The sequence below is a fragment of the Microbacterium sp. genome, from assembly GCF_044340635.1.
Taxonomy (GTDB): domain Bacteria; phylum Actinomycetota; class Actinomycetes; order Actinomycetales; family Microbacteriaceae; genus Microbacterium.
This window is the reverse complement of sequence record NZ_JBIITF010000017.1, coordinates 25,521-51,543: the sequence shown is the minus strand read 5'-3', so window position 1 is coordinate 51,543 and position 26,023 is coordinate 25,521. Positions and strand designations below refer to the sequence as shown.

Genomic DNA, 26,023 nt, shown 5'->3' with positions numbered 1-26,023 from the left:
CGCCCCTTAAGCGCGGCTGGCGCGGATTAGCAACACGTAGGGTATTCGCGTGAGCTCTCCCGCCAGGCGCCCTTCGCGCGTCGTAGGTCGTGCGTTCATGGTGTCACTCGCGGTCGTTGCCGTCGCGGGACTTGCCGCAGCCGCATGGATAGGTGTCAGAGCCCTCGCCGCGGAGGGCGAACTTCGTAGCGCGCAGGCGTCGGTCTCGGAGCTTCGTCAGATTCTCGCGACGGACCCGGCCGGCGCGGCAGACTCCCTCGAGGCCCTCGCCCAAACCACTTCCCGAGCGCGCGCCCTGACCAGCGACATCATTTGGCAGGCAGCAGAATCGTTGCCCTGGGTTGGGCCCCAGCTTGCCGCGGTGTCAACCGTCACGCGTTCGCTCGACAACGTCGTTCAAGACTCTCTTCCGCTGGTCGAATCTGCCGGTGTCGCGAACATGACTCGATTCACCCCCGTCGACGGCGCGGTCGACACCGCCGCCCTCACGAACCTGCAGGCACCGGCGATCGCGGCCGCGAGCTCGGCACAGGATGCTGCCCGCGCCGTGGACGGGATCGATCGCAACGCACTCCTAACTCCGCTGGTGGCGCCCGTGGAAGAAGCGGCCGGCGCGCTCGAGCAGATGTCTGGCCTCACCGATGCGTTCGCTCGGACAAGCCAGATCCTGCCCGCGGTTCTAGGCGCTGACGGCCCCCGCAGCTACCTGATCATGATGCAGAACAACGCGGAATGGCGCTCACTCGGGGGTATCCCTGGTGCGGCAATGGTGCTGAAGACCGACGCCGGACGCATGGAAATCGTCGAACAAGTCACGGCGGGCGATCTGACAAATCGGGCGGTCGCCGACATTCCTCTAGACCCCGAGGTCGAAAGCCTCTTCGGGGTACGACCCGGGCGATGGTTCCAGAACACGACACAGGTCCCCGACTTCGCCGTGGCCGGCCCGCTGGCGGCTGGCTTCTGGGAGAGGGCGACCGGCGAAGCCGTCGACGGAGTAATCAGCGTCGATCCTGTCGTCCTGTCCTACGTTCTGGGAGCAACGGGCCCCATCACGCTGTCGACCGGTGACACCCTCGATTCGGGCAACGCGGTTTCGTTCCTCGTCAACGAGGTCTACCTGAAGTATCCGATCGCCGAAACGGACGCTATTTTTGCGGAAGCCGCCGCGTCCGTCTTCCAGGCACTCGTTTCGGGCGGAGCAGATCCAGCGCGCATCTTGCCCGCACTAGTGCAGGGAATCGAAGAACGACGCGTTCTGCTGTGGAGTGCCGATCCCGCTGAGCAAGACCTGCTTGCCGGCACGCCGATCGCCGGTGGCCTGCCGATCAGTGATGAAGAAACGGCGCAGTTCGGCGTCTACGTCAACGAGGGCGGCGGAGCAAAGATCGACTACTACCTGGCGTTGGGAGCCGATGCGCAGAGATGCGCCGATGGGCGCGTGAACCTGCGGGTGACGATCCATAGCGATGCACCGCAAGACGTCGAGGACTACCCCGCATACATTCATGCGGACGGCAATTTCGGCGTGGATCCGCGCCTTGCGCGCACGATCTCATATGTCTACCTGCCTGCGGGCGCGACGGTCGTGTCGGCAGAACCGACTGTCGGCGGGCTGGGCGGACAGCGCGATCACGGCGGGCTGCGAGTGGTCACATGGGAGTCAGATCTCGCTCCGGGTGAGACCGCCACCCTCGATGTGATCGTCGATCTGCCCGGCACACAAGGTCTCGATGTGGTCACAACGCCGACAATTAACACGTTGGACATACCCAGCGTTAGCGATTTCTGTGACCTTGCTGAATACTAGACGTACGGCTGGGGCCAAGGATCGTCATCGGGGAGGGGTGACGGTCAGCGTGTTCCATTGCGCGCTTGGCTGAGGCAGACACAACCGAACGGAGTCCAGCGCATGATCTCACGCACGAAGAAGGTGCTCTCAGCCCTCGCATTGGCGGGCGCCCTCGCAATGGGCGTGGCTGCACCGGCCTACGCCGAAAACTATCCCCCGGTCACCCCGGCACCCGAGGCGAACATCGTCATCACGGGTACCGTCACGCCGGGCGCGACCATCACCGTCACGTTCCCCGCGGCAGTCTTCGCGAACGCCGAGACCGTGACCTTCATCCTGACCGGAGAGAGCGCCTCGGGCGCATCGCTGGCCAACATGGTGAAGTTCGCCGTTGAGACCGCCAACCTCGGCAGCCGTACCGCCGCGGCCGACGGATCCGTCAACGCTCGCGTCGTTCTGCCGAGCAACGCATCGGGCACCTACACGCTGACCGGAACCTCTGCCTCGCAGCCCGGTGGCGTCTCAGCTGCAATCCGCGTCTCCGCTGCTGGCGGCGACAGCGGTGGCGATGCCATCGCTGAGACCGGCACCGACAGCACTCTCCTGCTGACCGCATGGATCGGTGGCGGCGTGCTCGTGCTCGCCGGTGGCTCGATCCTGGTCGCCCGTACGGTGCGTCGCAACCGCGAAGGCGTCCACAGCTAATATCACGTTGTACTCGAAAGGCCTCGTGCACTCAGTGCCGGGGCCTTTCGTTTGCCCGGCCCCTAAGTTTGAGATAACTCGTTCGTCCCTTCCTTCGCAAGGAGAAGCATGCGCCTGTCAGTCATCGGCTGCGGATACCTCGGAGCCGTTCACGCGGCAGCCATGGCATCCATCGGTCACGAAGTCATCGGCATTGATGTCGACGCGGCCAAGATCGAATCGCTCTCGCGCGGCGAGGCCCCCTTCTTCGAACCCGGACTCACCGAGATCCTCGTCGCGGGAATCGCATCCGGGAATCTGAGGTTCACGACCGATATCTCCGAGGCTCACGGCGCGGCCGTGCACTTCGTGGGCGTCGGGACACCGCAGCGCAAGGATGGCTACGCGGCCGACATGACCTACGTCGACGCGGCCTTCGACGCTCTGCTGCCCCACCTCTCCCCCGGTGACGTCGTCGCCGGAAAGTCGACGGTGCCCGTGGGAACCGCTGCTCGCCTCGCCGAGGTCGTGTCGCCGAGCGGTGCCACCCTCGTGTGGAACCCGGAGTTCCTGCGCGAGGGATGGGCCGTGCAAGACACGGTTGACCCCGACCGCCTGGTCGTCGGCGTTCCGACGGACGACTCGGGCTCGCGCGCTGCCGATGTTCTGCGCGAGGTGTACCACCCGGCCGTCGCCAAGGGCACACCCTTTCTCGTGACCGACTACGCCACCGCAGAACTGGTCAAGGTCGCCGCCAACGCGTTCTTGGCCACCAAGATCTCGTTCATCAACGCCATGGCCGAGATCGCAGAGGTCACCGGAGCTGACGTGACGCAGCTCGCCGACGCGATCGGGCATGACGTGCGTATCGGGCGCCGCTTCTTGGGCGCCGGCATCGGGTTCGGTGGAGGTTGCCTGCCCAAAGACATCCGTGCATTCTCGGCTCGAGCCGAAGAACTCGGGCGCGGTGAGTCCGTCGCCTTCTTGCGCGAGATCGACGCCATCAACATGCGTCGCCGCGATCGAGCCGTCGACCTCGTCGTCGCGGCGCTCGACGGCTCGGTGTTCAAGAAGAACGTGACCGTGCTGGGTGCCGCCTTCAAGCCGCACAGCGACGACGTGCGCGACTCCCCCGCTCTGGACGTCGCCGTGCGCCTGCGCGGACTCGGCGCATGGGTCACCGTGACCGACCCGGAGGCGATCGCAAACGCCGAGCGGCTGCATCCGCAACTCAACTTCGTCGCCGACCGCGATGAAGCCCTGCGCGGCGCCGACGCGGTGGTGGTCGTAACCGAGTGGGACGAGTACCGACGCGAGCTCGCGCCGGCGCATGCCTCATCCTTGGTCGCCGGAAAGGTGATCGTCGACGGGCGCAACTGCCTCGACGCCGCCGCCTGGCGCGCCGACGGGTGGACCTATTACGGGATGGGCCGACCCTGACGCCTTTTGGCGACGTGCGCGGCGAGGTGCACGATGAGGACGCCGAGCGCGGCACCTGACGTGTTGGCCAGGACATCCATGGCGCTCGATGTGCGATCTGTCGCGAGCGTCTGAAGCAGCTCGGCGGTGAGTGATGTCGCGGCGGCCGCGGCGATGATGAGCCAGAAGCGCGTTGTCGGGAACAGGATGCTGAGTAGCGCGCCGAAGGGGACGAACAACGCAATGTTCGCCGTGAACTCGATGCGCGGGTAGGTGAGCCACGGCACGGCGCGCGTGATGGCCCGGAGGAACTCACTGGCCGGGTCGTCGACGTGCGTCGGCCACAGCGCGATCGTGGCTAGAGCTAGGCCGTAGACGACCAGGGCTATCCAGGTGGTGCGGGTGACCCAGGCGGGCCTGGCCTGTCCGGCCGGCGCCGACGAAGGCGTCGGTGCGGGGGTCGGCGCGGGCTGCATGGGTCTCCGGGTCTGGGTTGGGTTTGGCTGGGTTGGTCGGGCTGGATCTGGACGGGTCTGGGGACTGGGTCGGGACTGATCTGGACGGGGCGGGGCTGGGCGGGGCGGGACTGGGCGAATCGAGAGCGGGTCGAACGCCGGTGCAGCCCGAATATTCGTTGGAGACTACCGGATGGGGGCTGTGCGATAGCCCTCGACGGTGGTGCCGGGGTTGCGGCCGTGCGGCGTCGCGGGGGCACTGCTCCTGGGGCGGTGCTGGCTGTGGTGCGCTCTGGAGGCTGCCGCGGGATCGCGAGCGATCCCTTGCCGTCGAGGGCGGTGGGTTGCGTTGGTGGACGGTGGTGCGGTTGTTGTCGATGCGGTGGGCGGGTCGAGTTGGGCGGTGCGGGCTGTTGTCGACGCGAGAGGGCGGGTCGGTTTGGGAGGGCGCGGTTCGGTGAGGTGGTTCAGCCGGTGCGGTTTGGCGCGAGGTGGTTTGGTGCGACTGGCGGTGGGTGGGTGCGCTGCGAGACGGTTTGCTTCGTGCAGCGCGCCGCGGACCGTGTGGGGCAGGCGTATGGCCTTTCCGAGGCATCCTCTCGCTTCTTTATTCGTCTTTTTGTTCTAATGAGTTATCCACAGACCCGTGATATCGCGGGCCCAATGTCGGCGCTCACTCGTACTATTAGTACATGCATTCGAACCAGCAACGGGCGCAGGTGGACGACATCGACGTCGTCTCTGCCGACCTTGCCGATGAGTACGATGCTGCTTTGGCCATGATCGCCGCCGGCGAAGCACAAGCGCTGCGAGTGTTGGCGCGAGCCGCAGACGTTGCGTTCGATCGGGCGGAAGCGCTACCTCGAGCGAGCGCCCGTGAGTCCGAACTGCCGCTGCGCGCCATCGCAGCCGAGCTCGCCGTGCGTGCGAACCAGTCCGACCGGACAGTCCAGCGCAAGATGGACGAGGCCCACACCATCACGACCAAGTTCGCGGCGACGCTCGAGGCGTTGTCGGAAGGCCGCGTGGCGATGGGCCATGTGCGCGTGATCCTCGACCACGGGTCGAAGATCGAAGATCCGTCCGTCCGTGCGGCCTTCGAAGCCGAGGCGATCGTGAGGGCCGAGTCCACCACGGCAGGTCGGCTGAATGCGTCCTTGGCGCGTTTGGTCGAAGAGGTGCAGCCCCGCACGTTCGCCGATCGGCACAAGGCCGCCCGCGAGGGGCGGGGAGTGTGGGTACGCGACGAGGCTGACGGAATGGCCGAGTTGGTTCTTCGCGGTCCCGCGGTGCCGGTGCACGGCATGCACGACATGCTCACGCAGATGGCACGCAAGGTCACCGACACGGCCTCGGCTGCGGCCGCCGACGGGGCTGAGCCCGACCCGCGAACGATGAGTCAGATTCGGGCCGACCTGCTGGCAGAGATCGTGCTGACCCATCGCATCGACCCGGCTACGGGCGAGGGGGTGTCGGACGGGTACGGCGGACTCGCGTCGATCCGTGCCGTTGTGAACGTGACGGTTCCCGCCCTCGCGTTGGCCGGCGTCACCGCAGACCCGGCAGAACTCGTCGGACGAGCCCCGGTCGACATCGATACGGCCCGTATCTTGGCCCTCTCGGCACCCGGGTGGGAACGAGTGCTCGCTGACCCCATCACCGGAGGGGTGTTGGCGGTTGATCGCTACACGAGATCTGCCGATTTGACCCGATACCTGCGGGTTCGAGACCCACACTGCCGATTCCCGGGGTGTCGAATGCCCGCGCATCGATGCGATGTCGATCACGGGCGGGACTATGCCCTCGGGGGCGAGACGTCGCACTGCAATCTCGCGTGTTTCTGCCGAAGGCACCACGTATTGAAGGGCGAGACGCCGTGGATGGTCAGGCATCTGCCCGGCGGAGTGCTCGAGTGGACGTCACCCGGCGGCAAGGTCTATATCGACATACCGCCACCGGTCTTGGTGGGATTCGTGCCTGATCTGGAGCCGCCACCGTTCTGAGTGGTGTGCGTCGGCGGGGTGCAGTGCGGTGGGGTGTGCGTCGGTGGGGTGCAGTGCGGCGCGTCGGGGTGTGCGTCGGCGGGGTGCGGTGCGGTGCAGTGGGGTGCGCGGGTGCGTGTTCGGACACTCCGACAGTTGGTCATGGGCACAGCCACGAACACCCGATCGCGGGAACGTTTGGTTGGGTCTTGACGTCTCACTTGTATTTTGCAAGTATGCCCGCATGAGCCTCTTCATCACCTGCCCGGTCGAGAGCGTCGACCGGGCCACCGCCTTCTACTCGGCCCTCGGCTGGACTCTGAACGCCGAGATGTCGGATCACAACGTCTCGTGCTTCGCGATCGCGCCCGAACAGTACGTCATGCTCGGCAGTCGCGAGATGTATGCGAGCGTCGGAGGCACCGAAGACCTGATTGGTACACCCGACACGCCATCGAAGGTCACGGTCTCGTTCGACCTCGCGAGCCGCGAGGAGGTCGACAAGCTTGTCGAGCGCGCGGGAGCCGCGGGCGGACGGATCGGCGACACCGACGACTACCCCTTCATGTACCAACGCCAGTTCGACGACCCCGACGGCTACCACTACTCACCGTTCTGGATGAAGCCGGACACCGATCCGAGCACGTGAGCGACCTTTCCGCAGCCCTCGAGATCGTCGGCGCGCGGTGGGCCCTGCTCATCGTGGAGCGACTACTCGACGGGCCACAGCGATATGGCGATCTGCAGCGCGACCTCGGAGTGCCGACGAACATCCTGGCGACCCGCCTGCGCGAACTCGAGGCGGCCGGCGTTCTATCCCGCCTGCCCCTGCGGCACAATACGCGCGCATACGCACTGACCGATCGGGGCCTCGCCCTGCGCGACGCGATCGTGGCGCTCGGGAATTGGGGGTCCGACGAGGTCTCGATGCGGCGCGGATCGTGATCCAGGCGGAACCATCCGACCGGCGCGCGCCCTTAGCTACTGCGACTTCTCGTCCTAGGTGGAGCCCGGTGCCGTGAACGACTCGATCGAGCTGATGCTCTCACCGAAGTCGAACGGGCCACCCACCCGTGCGGCGGAAGAGAGAAGCACGCGCGGCATGCGGCGGTTCATGACGCGAGTGGCGTCAGAAAATTCAGGCGCTTGCCGCGGGCGCGAGGGGCTCGTCGGGCGTCGGGGTGCCCGGCATGGCGTCCAGGGTCGCGCCGTGCGGCGTTTCGGTGATCGTTTCCGTCATCGCGGCTATCGCTTTGGCCGTCACGAGGATCGGCTTGTGGTCGGAGAGGCCCTGCGGGAGGGTCTGCACCTTGTCGATCTCGAAGCCGACCGAAGTGGCGAAGTCGTAATGACCACGGAAGAAGCGATAGCGCGTGTAGGTGCGGGCGTCACTGAGGTTCAGCTCGTAGCCCTGGTCGCGGATCCGCTGGCCGAGGTTCTCTTTGAAGACGGGGTAGTTGTAGTCGCCCACCATGAGGGTCGGCAGGCCCGGGCCGAGTGCGTCGAGTTCATCCAGAGCGGTGCGGATCTGGTGGCGACGCAGCGAGTTCAGGGCGGTCAACGGTGCTGCGTGAAAGGACGCGACGATCATCTCGTGGCCGGCGTCGATGTCGTGCAGACGAACGCCGAGCAGGCGCTCTTCGGCGGGCTTCAGCACACGGTCGTGCAGCGACTTCTTGAGGCTCATCGCCCGCACGGCCTCGGCGCGGTAGGTGTTCGCGCGGAAGTACACCGCGAGTCCCAGGCGGTTCCGGCTCGTCGCATCCGCGAGCTTGAGGCCATGGATGGTGTCGGGGATGTCGGTCGAGTCGCACTCCTGGAGGCAGAGCACATCCGGGTCGTAGCGCTCGGCGAGCGCCGCGAGCTCGGTGGCCGCACGGTGCTTCCGCAAGTTATAAGAAATGACCTTCATACCGCCAACCAGGATAGGGGCGGGACGTTACCGACGGGTGACGCCTTGACCGACGCTCTGGGGTTCTTTGACAACTCCCAGGTGGACAGGTGCGCTCGTCACTCCGTCACTCCTCGTCGCGGCGAGCGCGGGTGGCGTCGGCGCGCGACGCGAGCTGATCGTCGGCGGGGTAGCCCACCTCCATCAGGGTGAGACCGCGGGCCGCGAGCACCGGAAAGGCGCTGGTGCGCTCGTGGGCATCGCGGAGGATCGCGACGTCCTCGACGCTCAGGCGGCCGCGTCCCACCGCGACGCAGGCGCCGACCAGGGCGCGCACCATGCTGTGGCAGAACGCATCCGCGCGGACATTCGCGATCAGCACGCCGTTCTCGTCGCGCCGCCAATCGAACTCGAGCAGCGTCCGGATGGTCGTCGCTCCCTCGCGGGGGCGGCAGTAGGCGGCGAAATCGTGCAGTCCGATCAGTGACCGGGCCGCGGCATCCATCGCCGCCACATCGAGACGGGCGTTGACGTTCGTCGTACGGGCACGCTCGAGCGGGTCGTAGCCCGCCGTCGAATCAGCGACCCGGTACGCGTAACGACGCCACACGGCCGAGAAGCGGGCATCGAAACCCTCCGGCGCCTCGCGGATGCTCCGCACCGTGAGGTCCGGGTATTTGCCGAGCACGCCACGCACGCGCTGCGCCAGCAGATCGAGCGGTGAGCCGGACTTCGGACGCGACCGACCCAGGGCATCGAGCAGCTGCGCGTCGAGATCGAGATGCGCGACCTGGCCGGACGCGTGCACACCGGCATCCGTGCGGCCCGCGACGACGAGGCGAGGGGTGGGCGCACCTGTCGGGCTGGTCGTGTACGCGGTGCCGAGCACCAGGGCCAGGGCATCCTCGAGTGTCCCCTGAACCGTGCGGAGCCTCGTCTGCCGGGCCCAGCCATGAAAATGGGTTCCGTCGTAGGCGATGTCGAGGCGGATCCGCACCCGATCAGCCTATTGCCGCGCCGTTCGGTGAGAGAGCGGATGGATCGGCCGGGCGATCCGCCTCGCCGTGTCGGCGACCCCGGCGTAAACTTGGCAAGCGTCGGCACCGCCCCCCTCGACCGCCCCGCTCTCACCACCGGGGCGCCCGTCACACTCCCCCGGACCCCGTGTGATGCGCCGACCACCCCGCACCCATGACTCGCGATATCTCCCCCGCTCCCGGCCACGCCCCGGCCCCCGCTCACGTTCCCGCCCCCGCCTTCACCCCTGGCCCCGGCGGCGCACGCTATGCGGGCCTCGATGGACTGCGCGCGATCGCGGTGGCACTCGTGGTGGTTTATCACCTGTTCCCCGCGTGGTGGCTGCCGCAGGGGTTCATCGGCGTCGACGTCTTCTTCGTCATCAGCGGGTTCCTGATCACCTCGTTGCTGCTGCACGAGGCCGCGGCATCCGACTCCCTGGGTCGGGGGCGACGGATCTCGCTGGTCGGGTTCTGGCGACGCCGCGCCCGCCGCCTGCTGCCGGCTCTCGTGACCCTCATCGTGGTGTGCGGGCTCTGGGCGTGGACGATCGGCGGCGACGTCCTCGTCGGCTTCGGACGACAGGTGCTCGGCGCCCTGACCTTCAGCTTCAACTGGATCTCGATCTCGGCGGGCAGCGGATACTTCGACGCGGGCACTCCCGAGCTGTTCCGCAACCTCTGGTCCCTCGCGGTCGAAGAGCAGTTCTACGTGCTCTGGCCCCTGCTCTTCCCGCTCCTGCTGCTGATCCCCTCCCGTGTCGTCCGCGCGGGAGTCGCCGTCGTCGCCGCGGCGGGCTCGGCCCTCTGGATGGCCGTGCTCGTGTCCAACGCCCTGGCCGGCTCCTCCAGCGGCGCCGGCGTGACGCGGGCGTACTTCGGCACCGACTCGCACGGCTTCGGCATCCTGCTCGGCGTCGCCCTCGCGTTCGTCGCGGGGCAGGCGCTTCGCGCACCGACCGCCTGGATGCTGCGCGCCGGCGTGCGCCGTGGCGTCACCGCCCTCGGCGCACTCGCCGTCGTGGGGATCGTCGCGGTCGCCACCGTGTCGCCCGCGCCCGACACGGCGACATTCCCGGGCGCCCTTCTCGTCGCGTGCCTGCTGACGGTGGTCGCGATCACCGCGGGAGCATGGCCGGGGTCCGTCCTGGGACGCGCACTCGACCTTGCGCCGCTCCGCTTCGTCGGGGTGCGCTCGTACGGCATCTACCTGTGGCACTGGCCCGTGCTCGTCCTTCTCATGGCGGGCCTCTCGATCGCCCCCGGCACCGAGGTGCCGCTCGCGGTGGGGGTCTGGGCGCTCGCCATCACGCTCCTCGCCGCGACCGTCTCGTACCGGTTCATCGAGACCCCCGTCCGGCGGAACGGGTTCCGCGCCTCGTTCACGGCACTCCGCGCGCGCCTGTCCGGAGCACCGGCGGGTCGCTTCGCCGCGCTCGCGGCCGTGACCGCGTTCGTGATCGCCGCCGGCGCCACGACCAGCGCGATCGCGATTGCGCCGGAGGAGACGTCGGGCGCGACTGCGGTCGAAGCGGGACAGCAGGCTCTCGACTCGGCAGACGCGCCGTCAGCGTCACGATCAGCGTCGCCGTCACCGACGTCGTCACCCACCGCGGCCCCGGTCGAGCCGCCGCTCGCCGTGCAGACGGGCGATGAGCCCGTGCCCGGCCCGCGACCGACCCCCGTGACCGGCGACCAGGTCAGCGCCATCGGCGACTCCGTGATGCTCGCGTCGGCACCCGGACTGATGGAGCGCCTGCCGGGAATCCAGATCGACGCATCCGTCTCGCGTTCCCTGAACGCCGGTGTCGGCATCACCGAAGCCCAGGCCGCCGCGGGCCAGCTTCGGCCCTACGTCGTGGTCGCGCTCGGCACGAACGGTCCGATCAGCGCCGAAGCGCTCGCCCGCCTCGAACGGGCGATCGGGCCCGACCGGCACCTCGTGCTCGTGAACGCCTTCGCACCGCGCGACTGGATCGCCGGGGTCAATTCCGAGCTCGCGACCTTCGATGCCGCCCAGGCCAACGTGGTCGTCGCCGACTGGGCGGGTGCCGCCGCGGCACACCAGGACCTGCTCGCGGGCGACCGCATCCACCCCGGCCCCACGGGCGGGCGGCTGTTCGCCGAGACCGTGGCGACGGCGGTGCAGGGCGTGGAGGATGCCCGGGCCCAGGCCGCGTTCGACAGGTCGGTCCGCGCCTCGGCGCTCGCGTCGCGCCTGGTCGACGGTGCGGGCGATACCGACGGCGATGCCGGCGGAGGCCGTGGTGTCTCGGCGGACCTGCCGGAGCGATAGATTCGAGCGGTGAAGTCCTCTCGCCGACGCCGCTCGATCGTCGTGACACTCGTCGTGGTCCTCGCCCTCATCATCGCCGGCGGGGCCGCCTGGGCGCTGCTACGGGGCGGTGACGTCGCGGCCGAAGAAGAACACATCCGCGTGGCGGTCTTCACCGACACCGTGGCCGCCCGAGAGGCCGCGCGCACCCCCGAGGGTTCCCCGGAGCAGGCCGCCGCGGCATACCTCGCGGAGCAGCCCACCGCGTTCTGGCTGGTGCCCGAACGCGACCCGATCGGTGCGGTCGGGCCCCGCGTCACCTCGCTCGCTCAGGAAGCGTCCGACCAGGGCGCCACCTCCACGATCGTCGTCTACGGCCTGCCGGGTCGCGACTGCGGCAACTTCTCGGCGGGTGGACTCTCCGAAGCCGACTACGCGACGTGGACAGCAGAGATCGGCGCAGCGGTCGAGGCATCCGGCATCCAGACGATCATCATGCTCGAACCGGACTCGATCGCGCTCGCCCAGGAATGCGGCAACCTCGCCGAACGGGCACCGCAGCTGCAGGGCGCCGTCACGAACCTGGCGGCCGAGAACGCCGACATCTATATCGACGGCGGCCACTCGACCTGGCACTCCCCCGACGTCATGGCGGGATTCATCCGCGAGATGGGCGTCATCGACCAGGTCCGAGGATTCGCGACGAACGTCTCGAATTACAACACCGATGCGGACGAGGTCGCCTACGCACGCCGGCTGTCGGGGCTGCTCGGCGGTGCGCACGCCGTCATCGATTCCGCACGCAACGGCGTCGGATCGACCGGCGAGTGGTGCAACCCGCCCGACCGGCGCGTGGGATCCGCCCCGGGCACCGTGCACGACGACGTCGTGGATACGAACCTGTGGATCAAGGTGCCGGGCGAGAGCGACGGCACGTGCAACGGCGGACCGGAGGCGGGTGCCTGGTGGCCGCAATCCGCGATCGTCCTGACCACCGATGTGATCGCCGCGTGGCAAGAGCAACAGCAAGATGACCAATAAGGCGACGAGTCGCCCGCTCGATTGATCCGACAACACCCGAGCGCCGCGCGGGCGGCGAAGAACAGAACCCCGCGTATGCGAGAATTCGACAGGATCCGCACGTCCACAATCCGCGTGCCAGCAGAGGGAGCGACCGCATGGCCGATGCCGATGAGCTGCGCACCGCCGTCATCGTCGAGGACGACCCCGACGTTCGACACCTGATCGCCAGCGTCTTCGAGTCGGCCGGATTCTCCGTCGTCTCCGTAGGCAACGGCCTCGACGGCGTCCGGGCCGCCCTGGCCTACCGGCCCCTCATCACCACGCTCGACGTCAGCATGCCCGGGATCGACGGATTCGAGGCGGCCCGCCGCATCCGCGCGGGCGGTAGCCCGACCTTCATCATAATGGTCAGCGCGATGGCGGAGGAGTCCGACGTCATCCAGGGGCTCGGCGCCGGCGCAGACGACTACATCGTCAAGCCGTTCCGGCCCCGCGAGTTCCGGGCACGCATCGACGCCTTCCTGCGACGTCCAGCGCGTACCGAAGCTCCGGGCGCCCCCGCGCCGCGCCAGCAAGAGAGCGCCGGGCCGTCCTTCCCGCGCATCAACACCACGAGCATCCCGGTTCAGGCGCCCGCTTCGCAGCCGTCCGTCCAGCAGGCACCCCCCGCCGATCCCCCCATCTACCGCGGGCCGGGTGCGCGTGCATTCGAGCAGGCGCCGCCCCCGCGTCAGCCCCGTCAGCCCCCCGCGCAGCAGTGGGAGAGGTACGACGAGCCCGTCCAGGCGATGCGCGTGGTGCCGCCCGAAGACTACGACGATCTGGACGAAGAGTACGACGAGGTCATCGAAGGCGAGATCGACGGGCCCAGCTCCGCGGTCGAACGCCGCGACCCGCACATCGGATGGATGCACCACCGCGACCTGTTCCTCGACCCCGAGACGCGCCGGGTCGAGATCGGCAATCAGCCGGTCGACCTCACCCAGACCGAGTTCGAACTGCTGTTGACGATCATGTCGTCACGCCGCCGCATCCGCAGCAAGGCGGACCTGACGCTGGTGCTGCGCGGTGAGTCCTACGTCACGTCGTACTACGTCGGCGACGCAGACAAGCGCGCCGTGCAAGCTCACGTCGACAGCCTGCGCCGCAAGCTCGGCGAGATGAGCTCGCCGGTCCCCCGCTATCTCGAAGCCGTGCGGGACGTCGGGTATCGCATGACCCCCGACACCGAAGGCGCGTAGCAGCGCTACGGCTGCCGTTCCTCCCGCGCGGGTGCGCGGGAGACGATCAGACCTTGAAGCCGTGCTGACGGCGCAGCAGGCGCATGAACATGCTCAGGGTCTGGATGACGGTGATGACACCCAGCACCGGCCAGCCGACCGCGAGGATGCCCGACTGCAGCTCGATCGGGATCAGATGCCACGCGACGACGATCGCCGCGACGATCCCGATCGCCAGAAACAGCGGCGTCCAGTGTCCGATGCCCGCGCCGCGCTCGGCCTTGGCCTGCATGGCCCAGTTGTCGACCTTCTTGCGTGAGAGGAAGCGCGTCCACGAGCGGAGGAAGTGGGCGATGCGGATCCACATGTACAGCTCAGCCGGCACGATGAGCCCGGCGAACAGCACATCATGTCGATCCTTGTTCTTCATGGACAGCGCCATGCGCAGGTTGAGCGCCACCGACATGGCGATGGGAATCAGCCAGAGGGGCGAGAAGATGAACGCGTTGATCGAGAGCGAACCGGCGAGCAGCGTGACGAAGCCGACGCGCACGAACAGGTTCACGAGCATGCTGAACTGCTCGAGCCAGCGCACGCGCAGGTTCGGGTGGAACGGCTGGCCCTTCGTGTCACCGCGCTGACCCGGCCACATGAGCTCGATCGCGCCGTAGTTCCACTTGACCTGCTGGGCGTCGAGACCGCGGAGGGTGGTCATGCCGCCCACGTCGGCGCGGGCGTACGGGCTGATCTTGGTGAGGTATCCGGCGCTCTTGATCTGCAGCGACAGCAGCGAGTCCTCGACCTCGCTGTCCTTCACCCAGGGTGTGGACTGGTGGTTCTCGCGCATGACATCGCGCAGAGCCTTAGTGGAGAAGATCGAGAACTGCCCTCCCAGCACCGCCATATTGCGGCCGCGAAGGAGGTTGTGCAGGTTGAAGGCCGCGAACTGCGAACGCTGGCCGGTGATGAGGAAGCGCGCGAAACCCTTGAACGGGTTGTCGTCGATCGAGTAGATCGCCGAGATACCGCCGATGCGGGTGTCGCTCGTGATCTCGGTCTCGAGGAACTCCACGGCGCGGCGGTCGGCGACCGTGTCGCCGTCGACGCCGAGCAGGAAGTCGTAGCCCTCGACGAGCGCGAAGCCGTAGTTGAGGGCACCGACCTTCTTGTCGGGGTTCTTGCCGATGTCGTGGACGAAGACCTCGGTGAACTGCTCGCCGAGCTCCGTCGTGATCTCGTGCGGGCCCGCGAACTCCGAGGCGATCGCGACCGTCTTGTCGTTGGAGTTGTTCACGACGAGGTGGATCACATCCGGCACGCGCGACTGCTCGAGGAGCCCCCGCAGCACGTCGGCGATCGATTCCTCTTCGTTGTACGCCGGGATGATGCATCCGATGGTCGCCCGCTGCGTGCTCAGGTCCTGCAGCGACGCCGCGAAGTCCTGCGGGAACGCGCTCTCGGGCTCGATGATCTCGGGCTCGGGCTCGGGCCGAGAGGCGGAAGGCCGCGAATACGGCATGACCTTCTGGCCGACGGACGGGGAAATCGACATAAGGACCTCGTGTTTCGGCGGGGAAGCCGGGGGAGAAATACGGGGGGTGCTGTTCGATTATGGGCGCAGCCACTCAGGGGGACCTCAGGACGGGCTTGGCGGCGCCCCAGGATCTACCTAAGAGAGAAATGACGGCAGGATGAGAGTGCTCTCACCTGCGAATGCTACTACGCGGGAGTCCAATTCTGGACGGTGTTCATCAAAGTGGCGTCTTTCACGGGGCCGGTTGGCCTGCTATCGCGACGGTGAGGGTGTCGGAGGCGCTCTGTTTGGCGTACTCGGTGGACGTGGGTGTCGTCTGCACGAGGAAGTCGTAGGTGAACTGCAGGGTGACGAGCGTGGCCTCGGCGGGCACCGGCCCGACGTTGAAGGTCTGCGAGTAGCTGTACGGGTCGAGAACGAGGTACCCGGGCGCCACCGTGGACTGATCGGTCTGGGGTGAGAGCGGGTCGAGGGCCGAGTCCAGCGTCCCCGGAACGGCGACCATCGTCGCGCGCTGGAGGTACACCTTCTGCCCGTCATTGGGCGTGACGGTGGTGATCAGGCTGATGCTCACCGGTTTGACGGCACCGGCAGTCCAATCGGCCATGTTGAGCGTGGACCAGTAGTTGATCGACACGCTCACAGGGCCCGCAGAGAGAGCGCGCGCGGTCGATCCGCTCGAGAGGTCGTTGGGCACCGGAGCCGGAACGGTGGTGCTCGATGGCGAAGGCGACGCCCCGGGCGTCGCCCACGGGAGGGCGTCGCAGCCGCTGAGCGTGGCTGCCAGGAGGAGCGCCGCGGAAACGGTCGCCCAGGTACGGCGCTTAGACAAGCTCACTCCTACCTTGACCCGACAATCGCTGAGGCGCGTCCATCTTTGCATAGTCCACCCGTCCCATCCCGCCGCGCGGCCGCGTCAGCCGATGTGGATCGCAGCGCGGGTATCCTCGCTGCATGCCTCCACACGCGCAATGCTCGCGCGCGGCCGCTCGGTGCGCCGCGTGAGCGGCATCCTTTTCGTGTGCACCGGAAACATCTGCCGCTCCCCCATCGCGCAGTACGTGCTCGGTACCCGGCTGGCCGATCTCGACGGCGTCGAGCTGCGAAGTGCGGGCACCCATCCTCCCGTCGGACGTCCGATGACGCCCGAGGCCGTGATCCTCGCGCGGGAGTTCGGGGCCCGAGGCGGGCACTCCGAAAACCACCGCGCAACCTTTCTGACGACTGCCCAGATCGAAACGAGCGACCTCGTCCTGACCGCGAAGCGGCGCCACCGCCGTTTCGCGGTCGAGCTCGCCCCCCGGCGCCTGCGGCAGACGTTCACCGTGCGGGAGTTCGCCCGGATAGCGGGGTCCATGCCCGAAGCGGCACTGTCGGCGGCCGCGGTGGGGCCATCTCCGCACGAGCGGCTGCAGGGTCTCGTCGCCGCGATCGCGGCGCACCGTGCTGTCGCTCCCCCACCGCCGGCTCCGGAGGACGACGACGTCGTCGACCCCTACGGCAAGGACGATGAGACCTATCGGCTCTGTGCACGCCAGCTGATGCCGGCCCTGGACGTCGTGGAACGGGTCGTCCGCCTTGCGCACCTCTAGCGGGCGAAGAGGGCTCATGCAAGACACCGGCGCCGATTTGAGTCGGGATGGACTTTCGGTCAGGGTGGAGATCCGTGGTGCCCGCTCTCCCGTGCGGCCCGACCGCAACGGCGACACGGAGGTGGGCACGTGGAAGACGTCGTGGCACGCGCGGACCTGAGAGGTTGATCGTGCGCTCGTATCCCGCAGATCCGCGGATGCAGGGGCCCGTCCCCTGATGTCCGTGCGCCGCATCCTCTACCTGGTCTCGTTTCTGCTGATCCCCGCGATCAGTGCGGTGACCCCGCTGATCGCCATACCCGCCATCACCAGCACGGCGGGTGTGCGTGGATGGGAGGCCTACGCACTGGGGCTGTCGGTCGGCACCGCCGCCTGCGTGATCGTGGAGTTGGGCTGGCCGCTCACCGGGCCCCAGCGCGTGGCCACCGAGGCCCCGCAGGAGCGCTGGGCGACCCTCGTGTCGTCTGTGCGAACACGTCTGCTGATACTGCTCGTACTCGGGCCCGCCGCGGTCCTCGTCGCCATCGCACTGACGCGTATCACCGGCGCGGCATACACCATCACCGCGGCGCTCATGGCTCTGGCAAGCGCCGCGACAGGCCTGTCGGGAAACTGGTACTTCACCGGCGTCGGCCGGCCCCTGCGGATCCTCACCTCCGATGCACTCCCCCGCGCTGCGCTGGTCACGGCGGGCTCGGTGGCGGTCGTCTACGGGGCGCCGCTACAGGTGATCCCCGGGGCCTTCCTCGTCGCTGTCCTGTTCAGCCCGCTGGCGAGCCTGTTCCTCGCCCGTCATGAGCGCGTGGGCAAGGCACGGTTCACGCTCCGCGACGATCTCCGGGTGATGCGTGGGCAGATGCCCGCCATGAGCGGCAGGTCCATCGCCGCGCTCTATGTCGCGCTTCCCATCACGCTCGTCGGCATCTTCGCCCCGGCCGCTCTCGCTGCCTTCGCCGCGGCAGAACGGCTCATGCGGATGGGGCTCACCGTGCTGCAGGCCGTGCCGAACGCGCTACAGAACTGGCTCGGCTCCGCCCAGACCGAGGCCGAGGTGCGCCGACGTGTCGGCGCCGTCATCAAGCTCAACCTCGCCCTCGGCGTCGTCTCGGCCGTCGGATTCGCCCTCCTGGCCCCGTGGGTCTCGACGATCCTCTTCACCGGCGCGGTCACCATCGACCCCCTGCTCGCCGCCGCAGCGGGGGGCGTCATCGCCCTCGTTTCGCTCAACCGTGCCCTCGGCCCGCTCGGGCTCGTCCGCTACGACCTGGTACACGCGGTCACGGTCTCAGCCGTAGCGGCCGCGATCGTGGGCGTTCCCGCGATCTGCATCTTCGCCGTGCTCTGGGGCGCGGTGGGCGCGACGATCGGCGAGATCGTCGCCGAGGCCACGGCGGCCGTGGTGCAGACCGCGTACCTCGTGCGAGCGATGCGCCGCACCTGACTGTGTATGTGCGTGCGTGCGGGGTGTGCGTGCGGGCGGGACTGCAGCCGGATGAAGAGCGCCGTGTCTCAGGGATCGACGGCCGGAGCCACATCACCCGGGTCGGCGACCGACGGCCCAGCGACCCAGGCACCAACGGATGCCGTGAGGCTGCCGTAGAGCAGCGCGTCCTCGTCGCCGCGGCGCACGACACGCCCGACCACCAGGGCGACGACGAGCGCGAGTATCACCCAGGCTGCCACGACCGCAATGGTGATCCACGCGATAGGCACGGCCACCATCCTCGGTTTCCCGCGGTCCGAAGTGGACGCGCGAGCCCACCTTATCCACCGATGCCGCAGGTTTCTCGTAACATTCCTGAGGATTTTCTCACCTCGGTCGCGGCCGCCGGCGTGGCATCGAGGACGGGGGCGGCCTCGGGGCCGCCCGCCGACGCGAAGACGACGGTTCGGACCGCGTCCTCCCCGGGCGCCAGATCGGCGATCCAGGCGACGCGCGGGCGGCCGCTCTCATCGACCACCACGGTGTCCGGCGCGCCGCCGGTCCAGGAACTCACCGTCGACCCGACGGGACCCACCGCCACGATCTGGGTCGAGATCACGCCCTCGGGGACATTGATCCCGCCGCCGGTGATGTACCAGGGCAGCCCGGGCACGATCGCGGGATCGACGGTGTTCGTGAGACGTGCACGCACCTGGTCGAGGCGGCTCGCGTCGTCGCAGACCGCCCACACCACGTCGGCCGACGCCTCGAGGTAGTAGTCCATCTTGGCGCTGGTGCGATCGTTCAGGTACAGGCCGAGAGCGGAGCGCGGCTCATCGTCCGGACCCGTCGTCCCCGTGGTCCCGGTGGTTGCCAGAGCATCGAGCGCCTCCTGCACGGGCTCGACCGCACTCCATCCGAGCACCCTCCCCTCCTGAGCGGCACGAACGAGCGCACCACCGACGGCGACGGGATCGAGCTCGCCGCCCAGAGCCGCATCGAGGACGCGGGCCGCGACATCGGCGAAGAACACATCCTGGTCACGGGGTTCCGGGTAGCGGATGTATGCCTCGTTCATCAGCAGATCCGAGGCGTTCGCGCCGCTCAGGATCTCGCCGTCCGCGATCGTCACGGGCCCGATCGCGTCCAGCAGGTACCCGAGGGCGACGACATCCACCGCGACCACCCCGCTCGGCGTGAACCCGTGGTGCAGCTGGGTGAGGGCGCCGGCGAACAGGGCGGCGCGCGAGAAGTCCTCGGTGGCCGTGGTGTCCTGAATCAGGCGCGCGGGGCGATCCCCGTAGAGGGCCAGCTCTGTATCGGTGAGGGCGAGAACGGGCTGACGGGGCGCCGGTGAGTAGTCCCGCGTCGAATAGATGTCGCCCCGCGAGATGACGCCGCCGTCGACCCGGAAGGCGGCCGCGGCGCCCGGAAGCCCACCCGACGCGCGCAGTTCGGCCGGGGTGAGGAACATCACCAGGTAGTCGCGGGGACCCTCAGACCCGAGCAGGACGGATGCCTCGGCGGCGAGCGCCCGAGCGGGCCCGAATGCGGCCGCAGCGGCGGTAGCGAGGTCGGAGAGTCTGGTCGCGGCCTCGGCCGTCGCGGGAAGAACGCCGTCGAGGTCGGTGTCGTCGAGTTCCGCCAGACGCGCCGCCGAAGCGTCCACGAGCACCCCCGCCTCGTCGAGGGCCGCCACCAGGCGGGCCAGCGACGCCAGATCGACGGTCTGCGCGCGAACGAGTGTGTCGCGCTCCGCGGCCAGCGTGTCGACGAGCCCCATGGCGGCCCCGGCGAGCAGGGCATCCGTCTCCTGTGCCAGCACGCGAAGGGCGCGCAGGTTGTCGCCGAGCAGCGGGATCGCCTCGGCCGCCATCCAGACGGGGTCGCCCACGAGAGCCTCCGCGCGCCGCGCCTCGGCGGCGAGTTCCGGAACCCGGGGGGCGAGCGAAGCCAGGGTGGCCCACGCGGCGCCGTCGGCGTCCGCCTCCGCGTCCTCCCCGCCGTCGGCGTCCGCCTCCGCGTCCTCCCCCTTCGCATCGTCGGAGAGGGCGTCCACGGACTGCTCGATGCCGCTCAGCGCACCGGCGGTCAGAGCGGCACGGATGCCGACCCAGGCGGTCGCGCCCAGAACGAGTACGGCGACGACGACCAGCAACAGCGGAAGCGGACGGCGCCAGCGCGGGCGCACAACACTCGCGGCATCCGTGTTCCCCGACGCATCCAGACTCATGCCATCCCCCGACCCCCGAGCGGTCCCCCGCTCACCCCACCCGCGACGCCCCCAGAGCGGCCCGGTGCACCCCGGAGACGCGGTTCGGCGTTTCCCAGGTGTGAACTAACTGTAACGCTTGGTGAGACTCTGTACCCGGCACCCGTAGCCTGCTTAGCATGGGGAGTGCGGTCACCCTGGGGGACGACCGCGAATCGACGAGGGGGGTCCTTTATGGTGTCGGGAAGCAACTGGAGCGGATCGGTGACGCCGCCGGCCGACGACGGCGGGGACCTAGCCGCGAGCGGGCAGCGCAAGAGCGTCGACGCCGGCGCGAAGGGTCCGCTGATCAACCCGGGCAGCGCCATCCGACGCAGGCACGGGGTCAGCCGCCGCGAGGTGATGCGCATGGGCCTGCTCGGTTTGGGTGGACTCGCCGTCGGCGGGCTGGGTGGCTTCGCCCTGGGCCGGTCCACGGCGCCCATGGTCGAGGCGCCGCATCCGATCGTCGCGCCCGTCAGCACGACGCCACTCGCCGCGCCGAGCTTTCCGATCACGGTCGCGCCCGACGCGCGCACGTTCGTCGACGCCGCGGGTCAGCCGTACTTCTATCTGGCCGACACACCCTGGAACGCGATCAGCCGCATGACGCGCGAATCGTTCACGACACTGGCGACGGCACGGCGCGACAGCGGGTTCACCGGGTTGCAGATCTCCGTGCTGGACTTCGACACCCGGGCAGAGAACGCGTACGGTCACGCCCCGTTCGGCGCACGCGGGGCTCTCGATGACCCGGTGCTGGCCGAAGCGGGCGGCGAGGATTACTGGACACACGTCGCCTGGTGCATCGACACCTGTGCCGAGATGGGGCTGCTCGCCTGCCTGATTCCGTCGTGGTACGGCGGATGGGGCGACTCGTGGCGTGGTTACCTGACGGAAGAGAACGCCGCGGCCTACGGGGCTTTCCTCGCCGAGAGGTTCGGCGACCGGACCAACGTCTGGTGGCTGCTGGGCGGGGACAACGAACCCATCGCCGAGAACAACGCCGCGTCCGGCGTACCGGGCAACCTCGACCGCGGGCCGGTGATCGCAGAGACGATCGCGATGGGCCGCGCGCTCCGTGCCGGGGCGAGCACGACACAGCTGATGTCCTACCACACGGCCCGACGGATGACCGTCGAGGAGTACTTCGGCGGCGAGGAGTGGTACGACATCTCGGCCGCCTACAGCGCCGAGGATTCCGCGCCCTTCGTCGCGGCGGAGTACGCCCGAGCCACGGTGCGTCCCGTCGTCCTGTGGGAGTCGTACTACGAAGACCGCGACACGGAGCCGTTCCTCGATCGCCGCGAGGTGCGCGCCCAGGCGTACCAGGCTCTCATGGCGGGAGCCGCGGGCATCGTGTACGGCCATTCGCTCGTCTTCTCCGTGGCAGACGGATGGATCGAAGCCCTCGCCTCGGAATCGTCCAGCGACATGGGGGTTCTCTCGGCGATCATCGCGGAGTATGCCAGCGAACCCCTGACGCCGGTCTCCGAGGCGGCGGGCACGCTCGGGCTCTTCCCCGACGGCTACGGCACCCCCGGCACCACGTCCTTCGTGGGGGCGGTGACGCTCCCGGGCGGACGCGGCGCGCTGGCCTACTTCACTGAGCCTCGATCCACCGTCGCGATCGACACGACCGCGCTCGATCCGAGCGCCGGATTCTCGATCAGCTGGATCAATCCCGAATCCGGCGAGGAGTTCTTCGTCGCCGATGGGCGCGCGGGCGACGACGTGACGATCGGGTGGCCGTCGACGTGGAGCGATGCCCTGCTCGTCCTGCGCGCCTGAGCGCGGAGTCTCCGGCCGGCGGGTCGCGTCAGCCCGCGGCCGGAGCCGGCGCGGGAGACTTCTCCGCGAGGCGCGCGTAGAGCTCCAGTGACGCCACGCCCAGATCCGCGTCCGAGAGGCGCGTGCGTTGGACCTCGTGCGCCCGGTCGCGCATCTTCTCACGCGCGACGCGATCGCCGATCAGCAGACCGACGGCGGCGACCAACTCGGGGATGTCTTGGCACAGCATCCCCGTCTCGCCGTCCACGATCACATCGCGGTTCCCGACGATGTCGGTGGCCACCGAGGGCAATCCCATCGCCTGCGCCTCCATCAGCGAGATGGGCATCCCCTCCCAGCGGGTCGGGAAGAGGAACACGTCGGATGCCCGAAGCTGCGCGACCACGTCGTGGTGCGCCAGCCAGCCCGTGATGCGGACCGGGGCGTCTCCGATCCACTGCTCACGTTCCTCCGCGCTGCCGTCGCCGATCCAGACGAACTCGGCACGGTCACCGAGCGAGCGGGCGATTTCGGCGAAACGGTCGGGCGCCTTCTGCCGCATGAGCCGCCCCGAAGAGACAACCACGGGGCGATCCGTGCCGCTGCCGTCGGCCCGCGGCAGGTGGTCGACGGGGATGCCGTTTCGCAGCACCGCGCACTTCTCGGCGCCGAGCCGGTCGCGTGCCACCTCGGCCTCGGAGTCGGAGACCAGCACGAGACCGTCGCAGCGAGGCTTCAGCAGTCGCTCCATCAGAAGCGCGGCGCGGTTGCTCATGGCCGACGACTCGCCACGCAGAAAGGCCCAGCCGTGCGGCGAGTAGGCGATGACGCCCGCTCGCCGGCGGACGGCCGGGGAGAGCCGGCCGGCCAACCCGGCGAACGTCGAGTGCAGGTGCACGACGTCGACGCCCCCGCGCGTGTGCGTCTGGAGCGCCCGGGCGAGGTCGGGGATCGTCGCGGCACGACCGCGATAGGCCACCTCCACGCGACGCACGTCGGGACGGAATCGTGTGACGAGCTCGGCATCATTCGGGACGGTTGGCTTGCGCGAGTACACGACCGTGACGTCCTGCCCCAGGTCGGCCTGTTTGTTGGCAAGGGCCGCGACGGCGGCGAGCACTCCCCCGACGAGCGTCTCGGTCGCGTGGATGATCTTCATGTCGACGACCTCCTCAGAGCTCGACGCGCCAGCGACGCGCTGTGGCGGCGAAGAGCGCCAGGAACATCGGCAACTGTGGCGTGATGTGCCGCAGGTACGACCCGTAGTCGGGTTCGAAAGCCGTCTGCACTATCAGGAACGCGAGCAGGAAGGCGAGCGGCAGCACCCCCGCGTTGCGGTGCCCGACGACGAAGCGGGTCCGGGTCACGACCAGTGCCCAGCATCCGGCCATGAAAACGCCGGCCGCCAGCTGGACGATGTCACCGGAGAAGACCATCCAGACGGGAAAGGCGATCCACGCCATCATCAGCACGGCGTTCAGCCATTGGGTGGGCAGCGCCGAACCCGCGATCAGATCATCGAGCTGCGTCGAGCGGTCGTAGTCCAGCGAATTGTTGATGTCGGTGCGGAAGAACGTCAAGGGGCTCCCGAGCACCACGTCGAACACCACGACCAGCACCGCGAAGCCGACCAGGATGACAGGAAGGAGCAGCCACGCCGATTTCAGCCAGGGAATGAGGAACCGGAACGCGAGGTAGAGCACGACCACGAGGAACCAGTACGGCCGCACGTATGCGGCGTAGAGGAGCGCGAGTGCCACCCACGCGATCTCGAGCTTCCACGAGCGGCGTGCGAGCAGGAGCAGGATCGCCAGCGGCAGGACGAAGAATTCCTTGGAGTACTGCGACAGATAGACGCCGCCGAGGACCAGCGAGCCGGCGGTCAGACCGATCGCGGCGAACGACATCATGGGGATGCGCTTCCACCCCGTCGCGATGACGACCGCGACGGCGAAGACCAGGTATGACAGGACCGGGAAAGCATCCGGTATGGCCCCCAGGCCCGTGACCTGATACAGCCATCCCGTCGTCCCGTAAGAACTCGGGCCGTCCGATTGCAGCTCCCCCGAGATGAAGCGCTTGATGATGAACTCATCGAGGAAGAGCTTCGGGGGGAGGAACGAGTGGCTCCGCCACGCGATGATGGCCCCGGCGACGAGGGCGGCGCAGACCACCCAGTACTTGACAGCATCGAGGGGCGCGCCGCTGCGTACCTCGCGGTGGTAGCGCCGGGTGCGGTCGGTCAGCAGGCTCATGCGGCGCTGCTCCCCGGCCCGGCCGCCAGCGATTCGGCGGCGGGCGCCTCCTCCGCGGAAACGGACGCGGTTGCCGGGCTCGCTCCGGCGACGCCGAGCACGATGCGGGTGAGTTCATCCGCCCGGGCGGCCCAGTCGTAGCGCGCGGCGCCCGCGTGACCCCGCCGCGCGATCTCTCCGCGAAGCACGGGATCGGCGTGCAGGCGTGCGACCGCGTCGGCGAGAGCGCCGGGATCGTCGGGCGGAATGAGGACCGAGCCCCCGATGTCGACCGCGAGTTCGGTCTGACCCGGGACACGCGTGACGATGCTCGGGGTACCGGCGGCGGCGGACTCGATGATCTTGAACGGCGACACGCCCGTGGCGCTCGCCGCGACGTCGTGGCGCGTCGCGAGGGTGATCTCGGCGCGGGCAGCGGCGGCCGCGACATCGGCCTTGCTGCGTCGGCCCAGGTAGGTGACGCGCGGGTCCGTCGATGCGCGCACCGCGTCCGCCATCTGGCCGTCGCCGATCACGTGCAACCCGAGGTCCGCGGGCCAGCGCGGATCGGCGAGAGCGTCGAGGATCGTGTCGATGCCCTGCCAGCTCGCCATGTTTCCGAAGAAGAGGACATGTGCGGGCTCGTCCGGCCCCTCCTCAGCGGCACGCTCGCGCTCCTCATCGAACACGGCGACGTCCGCTCCGTTCGGGATGACCGTGACCCGTTCCCGACCGTCCGCGCGAATTGTGCCCACCCACTCCGCCAACCCGACGCTCGGGGTCACGACATGCGTCGCGGTGCGAATCGATGCCAGGCACAGGCGCGTGAGCCACTCCGCTCTGCGGGTCCACGGGTTCGAGTCGTGCATGTCGGCGAGGTTGCCCTGCACGAACAGCACGAGCGGCAGACCCCGACGGGTCCAGCGCCCGGACACGAGCGCGATGAAAGGGCTCCAGCGCGCGAGCAGGACGCCGCGGGCGGGCACGAGTCTCGCGCGCGTCACGACGGACGCGATCCGCGCGATCTTCTGCATGAAGCCCGGCATCCAGGTCGGACCGCCGCCCTCGTGCGTCACAGGACGCACCAGGAAGCGCGGATCGGCCAGCCTCTGCACGGTGCCGCGCAGCTGCGCGCCGGCGGCGGTCGAGTCCGACGTGAGTTCCACCCACACCAAAGTCAGCGGAATAACATCCGCCTCGGCCCCGCTCCGAATCGTCCCCAACGATCGCATAGCTCATCCCCCGTCATGAGTTTGCGTAGGGGGCCCATGCTAGCCGCGATTCACCCCCGTTCCACAAGGGGCGAGGGGAAAAAGAATGTTACGGCAGCAACAATTTCCGGTTTCCGGGGTAGTGGGCTTCGATTCCAGCGGCTATACATGAGTAATAGCGACGTGTTCCGCTTCATGCGGAACGAGCAACTGCGGGGGGCTCTGTCTACGTCGCGAAGACGATTCAACTG

22 protein-coding genes are annotated in these 26,023 nt (G+C 68.6%); 12 read left to right on the top strand and 10 right to left on the bottom strand.

What is annotated here, in order from left to right; genetic code table 11:
- Positions 1-49: 49 nt before the first annotated feature.
- The 3 genes from ACIQ0W_RS13590 to ACIQ0W_RS13580 all read left to right on the top strand — a co-directional run bounded on the left by ACIQ0W_RS13590 (position 50) and on the right by ACIQ0W_RS13580 (position 3,916).
- Positions 50-1,810, top strand: coding sequence for a DUF4012 domain-containing protein (locus ACIQ0W_RS13590; RefSeq protein WP_396643246.1), 1,761 nt, complete (start codon positions 50-52; stop codon positions 1,808-1,810).
- A 102-nt stretch (positions 1,811-1,912) separates the two neighbouring features.
- Positions 1,913-2,497, top strand: coding sequence for a hypothetical protein (locus tag ACIQ0W_RS13585; RefSeq protein ID WP_396643245.1), 585 nt, complete (start codon positions 1,913-1,915; stop codon positions 2,495-2,497).
- Positions 2,498-2,605: 108 nt separating this feature from the next.
- The gene (locus ACIQ0W_RS13580) at positions 2,606-3,916 is read left to right on the top strand and encodes a UDP-glucose dehydrogenase family protein (RefSeq protein ID WP_396643244.1); all 1,311 of its coding nucleotides are present in this window, start codon (positions 2,606-2,608) and stop codon (positions 3,914-3,916) included.
- On the opposite strand, the gene ACIQ0W_RS13575 is transcribed toward ACIQ0W_RS13580, so the two are convergent.
- Positions 3,895-4,371 carry a VanZ family protein gene (locus ACIQ0W_RS13575; RefSeq protein ID WP_396643243.1) on the bottom strand — a complete coding sequence of 159 codons (477 nt, stop codon included), beginning with the start codon at positions 4,369-4,371 and terminating at the stop codon, positions 3,895-3,897. The two genes, ACIQ0W_RS13580 and ACIQ0W_RS13575, sit on opposite strands and share 22 nt — an antisense overlap.
- Positions 4,372-5,042: 671 nt before the next feature.
- Between ACIQ0W_RS13575 and ACIQ0W_RS13570 the strand changes: the two genes are divergently transcribed.
- The 3 genes from ACIQ0W_RS13570 to ACIQ0W_RS13560 all read left to right on the top strand — a co-directional run bounded on the left by ACIQ0W_RS13570 (position 5,043) and on the right by ACIQ0W_RS13560 (position 7,277).
- Entirely contained in the window at positions 5,043-6,353 is a 1,311-nt protein-coding gene (locus tag ACIQ0W_RS13570; protein WP_396643242.1) for a DUF222 domain-containing protein, read from the top strand.
- Between the two features lie 223 nt (positions 6,354-6,576).
- Positions 6,577-6,981 (top strand): VOC family protein, encoded by a 405-nt coding sequence (locus tag ACIQ0W_RS13565; protein WP_396643241.1) that lies wholly within the window; start codon positions 6,577-6,579, stop codon positions 6,979-6,981.
- Complete coding sequence (locus tag ACIQ0W_RS13560; RefSeq protein WP_396643240.1) at positions 6,978-7,277, top strand: winged helix-turn-helix transcriptional regulator; 300 nt, start codon at positions 6,978-6,980, stop codon at positions 7,275-7,277. Before ACIQ0W_RS13565 ends, ACIQ0W_RS13560 begins: the two co-directional genes overlap by 4 nt.
- Positions 7,278-7,470: 193 nt before the next feature.
- Here ACIQ0W_RS13560 and ACIQ0W_RS13555 read toward each other — a convergent pair whose 3' ends face one another.
- Positions 7,471-8,244, bottom strand: coding sequence for an endonuclease/exonuclease/phosphatase family protein (locus ACIQ0W_RS13555; RefSeq protein ID WP_396643239.1), 774 nt, complete (start codon positions 8,242-8,244; stop codon positions 7,471-7,473).
- A gap of 106 nt (positions 8,245-8,350) precedes the next feature.
- The gene (truA, locus tag ACIQ0W_RS13550; RefSeq protein WP_396643238.1) at positions 8,351-9,220 is read right to left on the bottom strand and encodes a tRNA pseudouridine(38-40) synthase TruA; all 870 of its coding nucleotides are present in this window, start codon (positions 9,218-9,220) and stop codon (positions 8,351-8,353) included.
- Between the two features lie 194 nt (positions 9,221-9,414).
- Between truA and ACIQ0W_RS13545 the strand changes: the two genes are divergently transcribed.
- From ACIQ0W_RS13545 to ACIQ0W_RS13535, 3 genes are all read left to right on the top strand, one after another.
- The gene (locus tag ACIQ0W_RS13545) at positions 9,415-11,535 is read left to right on the top strand and encodes an acyltransferase family protein (RefSeq protein ID WP_396643237.1); all 2,121 of its coding nucleotides are present in this window, start codon (positions 9,415-9,417) and stop codon (positions 11,533-11,535) included.
- A 9-nt stretch (positions 11,536-11,544) separates the two neighbouring features.
- Positions 11,545-12,555 (top strand): glycoside hydrolase family 6 protein, encoded by a 1,011-nt coding sequence (locus ACIQ0W_RS13540; RefSeq protein WP_396643236.1) that lies wholly within the window; start codon positions 11,545-11,547, stop codon positions 12,553-12,555.
- A gap of 137 nt (positions 12,556-12,692) precedes the next feature.
- The gene (locus ACIQ0W_RS13535; RefSeq protein WP_396643235.1) at positions 12,693-13,778 is read left to right on the top strand and encodes a response regulator transcription factor; all 1,086 of its coding nucleotides are present in this window, start codon (positions 12,693-12,695) and stop codon (positions 13,776-13,778) included.
- A 46-nt stretch (positions 13,779-13,824) separates the two neighbouring features.
- On the opposite strand, the gene ACIQ0W_RS13530 is transcribed toward ACIQ0W_RS13535, so the two are convergent.
- Together ACIQ0W_RS13530 and ACIQ0W_RS13525 are read right to left on the bottom strand one after the other, a co-directional pair.
- Positions 13,825-15,309: a glycosyltransferase family 2 protein gene (locus tag ACIQ0W_RS13530; protein WP_396643234.1), complete on the bottom strand. Its 1,485-nt coding sequence runs from the start codon at positions 15,307-15,309 to the stop codon at positions 13,825-13,827.
- Between the two features lie 214 nt (positions 15,310-15,523).
- Positions 15,524-16,129, bottom strand: a complete 606-nt coding sequence (locus ACIQ0W_RS13525) for a hypothetical protein (RefSeq protein WP_396643233.1) — start codon at positions 16,127-16,129, stop codon at positions 15,524-15,526.
- Positions 16,130-16,292: 163 nt separating this feature from the next.
- On the opposite strand from ACIQ0W_RS13525, the gene ACIQ0W_RS13520 reads away from it, so the two are divergent.
- Together ACIQ0W_RS13520 and ACIQ0W_RS13515 are read left to right on the top strand one after the other, a co-directional pair.
- The gene (locus ACIQ0W_RS13520) at positions 16,293-16,883 is read left to right on the top strand and encodes a low molecular weight phosphatase family protein (protein ID WP_396643232.1); all 591 of its coding nucleotides are present in this window, start codon (positions 16,293-16,295) and stop codon (positions 16,881-16,883) included.
- 223 nt (positions 16,884-17,106) lie between these two features.
- Entirely contained in the window at positions 17,107-18,324 is a 1,218-nt protein-coding gene (locus ACIQ0W_RS13515; protein WP_396643231.1) for a hypothetical protein, read from the top strand.
- A 68-nt stretch (positions 18,325-18,392) separates the two neighbouring features.
- Here the strand turns inward: ACIQ0W_RS13515 and ACIQ0W_RS13510 are convergent, their stop codons facing one another.
- Together ACIQ0W_RS13510 and ACIQ0W_RS13505 are read right to left on the bottom strand one after the other, a co-directional pair.
- Positions 18,393-18,596: a hypothetical protein gene (locus ACIQ0W_RS13510; RefSeq protein ID WP_396643230.1), complete on the bottom strand. Its 204-nt coding sequence runs from the start codon at positions 18,594-18,596 to the stop codon at positions 18,393-18,395.
- A 50-nt stretch (positions 18,597-18,646) separates the two neighbouring features.
- A complete protein-coding gene (locus ACIQ0W_RS13505; protein WP_396643229.1) occupies positions 18,647-20,539 on the bottom strand; it encodes a DUF4012 domain-containing protein in 1,893 nt (630 codons plus the stop codon).
- Between the two features lie 213 nt (positions 20,540-20,752).
- Here ACIQ0W_RS13505 and ACIQ0W_RS13500 point away from each other — a divergent pair, with 213 nt between their 5' ends.
- Positions 20,753-22,348, top strand: coding sequence for a DUF4038 domain-containing protein (locus ACIQ0W_RS13500; RefSeq protein WP_396643228.1), 1,596 nt, complete (start codon positions 20,753-20,755; stop codon positions 22,346-22,348).
- Between the two features lie 28 nt (positions 22,349-22,376).
- On the opposite strand, the gene ACIQ0W_RS13495 is transcribed toward ACIQ0W_RS13500, so the two are convergent.
- Genes ACIQ0W_RS13495 through ACIQ0W_RS13485 form a run of 3 tightly spaced genes read right to left on the bottom strand, consistent with a single transcriptional unit; the run spans position 22,377 to position 25,727 of the window.
- On the bottom strand, positions 22,377-23,486 hold the full coding sequence (locus tag ACIQ0W_RS13495) for a glycosyltransferase (protein ID WP_396643227.1): 1,110 nt from the start codon (positions 23,484-23,486) through the stop codon (positions 22,377-22,379).
- A gap of 13 nt (positions 23,487-23,499) precedes the next feature.
- Positions 23,500-24,582: a hypothetical protein gene (locus ACIQ0W_RS13490; protein WP_396643226.1), complete on the bottom strand. Its 1,083-nt coding sequence runs from the start codon at positions 24,580-24,582 to the stop codon at positions 23,500-23,502.
- Positions 24,579-25,727, bottom strand: coding sequence for a glycosyltransferase (locus tag ACIQ0W_RS13485; RefSeq protein ID WP_396643225.1), 1,149 nt, complete (start codon positions 25,725-25,727; stop codon positions 24,579-24,581). Before ACIQ0W_RS13485 ends, ACIQ0W_RS13490 begins: the two co-directional genes overlap by 4 nt.
- Positions 25,728-26,023 lie beyond the last annotated feature (296 nt).

Coding starts and splice junctions, on each gene's coding strand:
- ACIQ0W_RS13585 (WP_396643245.1), top strand. CDS start 1,913: ATGATCTCACGCACGAAGAAGGTGCTCTCAGCCCTCGCATTGGCGGGC.
- ACIQ0W_RS13580 (WP_396643244.1), top strand. CDS start 2,606: ATGCGCCTGTCAGTCATCGGCTGCGGATACCTCGGAGCCGTTCACGCG.
- ACIQ0W_RS13575 (WP_396643243.1), bottom strand. CDS start 4,371: ATGCAGCCCGCGCCGACCCCCGCACCGACGCCTTCGTCGGCGCCGGCC.
- ACIQ0W_RS13570 (WP_396643242.1), top strand. CDS start 5,043: ATGCATTCGAACCAGCAACGGGCGCAGGTGGACGACATCGACGTCGTC.
- ACIQ0W_RS13565 (WP_396643241.1), top strand. CDS start 6,577: ATGAGCCTCTTCATCACCTGCCCGGTCGAGAGCGTCGACCGGGCCACC.
- ACIQ0W_RS13555 (WP_396643239.1), bottom strand. CDS start 8,244: ATGAAGGTCATTTCTTATAACTTGCGGAAGCACCGTGCGGCCACCGAG.
- ACIQ0W_RS13545 (WP_396643237.1), top strand. CDS start 9,415: ATGACTCGCGATATCTCCCCCGCTCCCGGCCACGCCCCGGCCCCCGCT.
- ACIQ0W_RS13535 (WP_396643235.1), top strand. CDS start 12,693: ATGGCCGATGCCGATGAGCTGCGCACCGCCGTCATCGTCGAGGACGAC.
- ACIQ0W_RS13530 (WP_396643234.1), bottom strand. CDS start 15,309: ATGTCGATTTCCCCGTCCGTCGGCCAGAAGGTCATGCCGTATTCGCGG.
- ACIQ0W_RS13505 (WP_396643229.1), bottom strand. CDS start 20,539: ATGAGTCTGGATGCGTCGGGGAACACGGATGCCGCGAGTGTTGTGCGC.
- ACIQ0W_RS13500 (WP_396643228.1), top strand. CDS start 20,753: ATGGTGTCGGGAAGCAACTGGAGCGGATCGGTGACGCCGCCGGCCGAC.
- ACIQ0W_RS13495 (WP_396643227.1), bottom strand. CDS start 23,486: ATGAAGATCATCCACGCGACCGAGACGCTCGTCGGGGGAGTGCTCGCC.
- ACIQ0W_RS13490 (WP_396643226.1), bottom strand. CDS start 24,582: ATGAGCCTGCTGACCGACCGCACCCGGCGCTACCACCGCGAGGTACGC.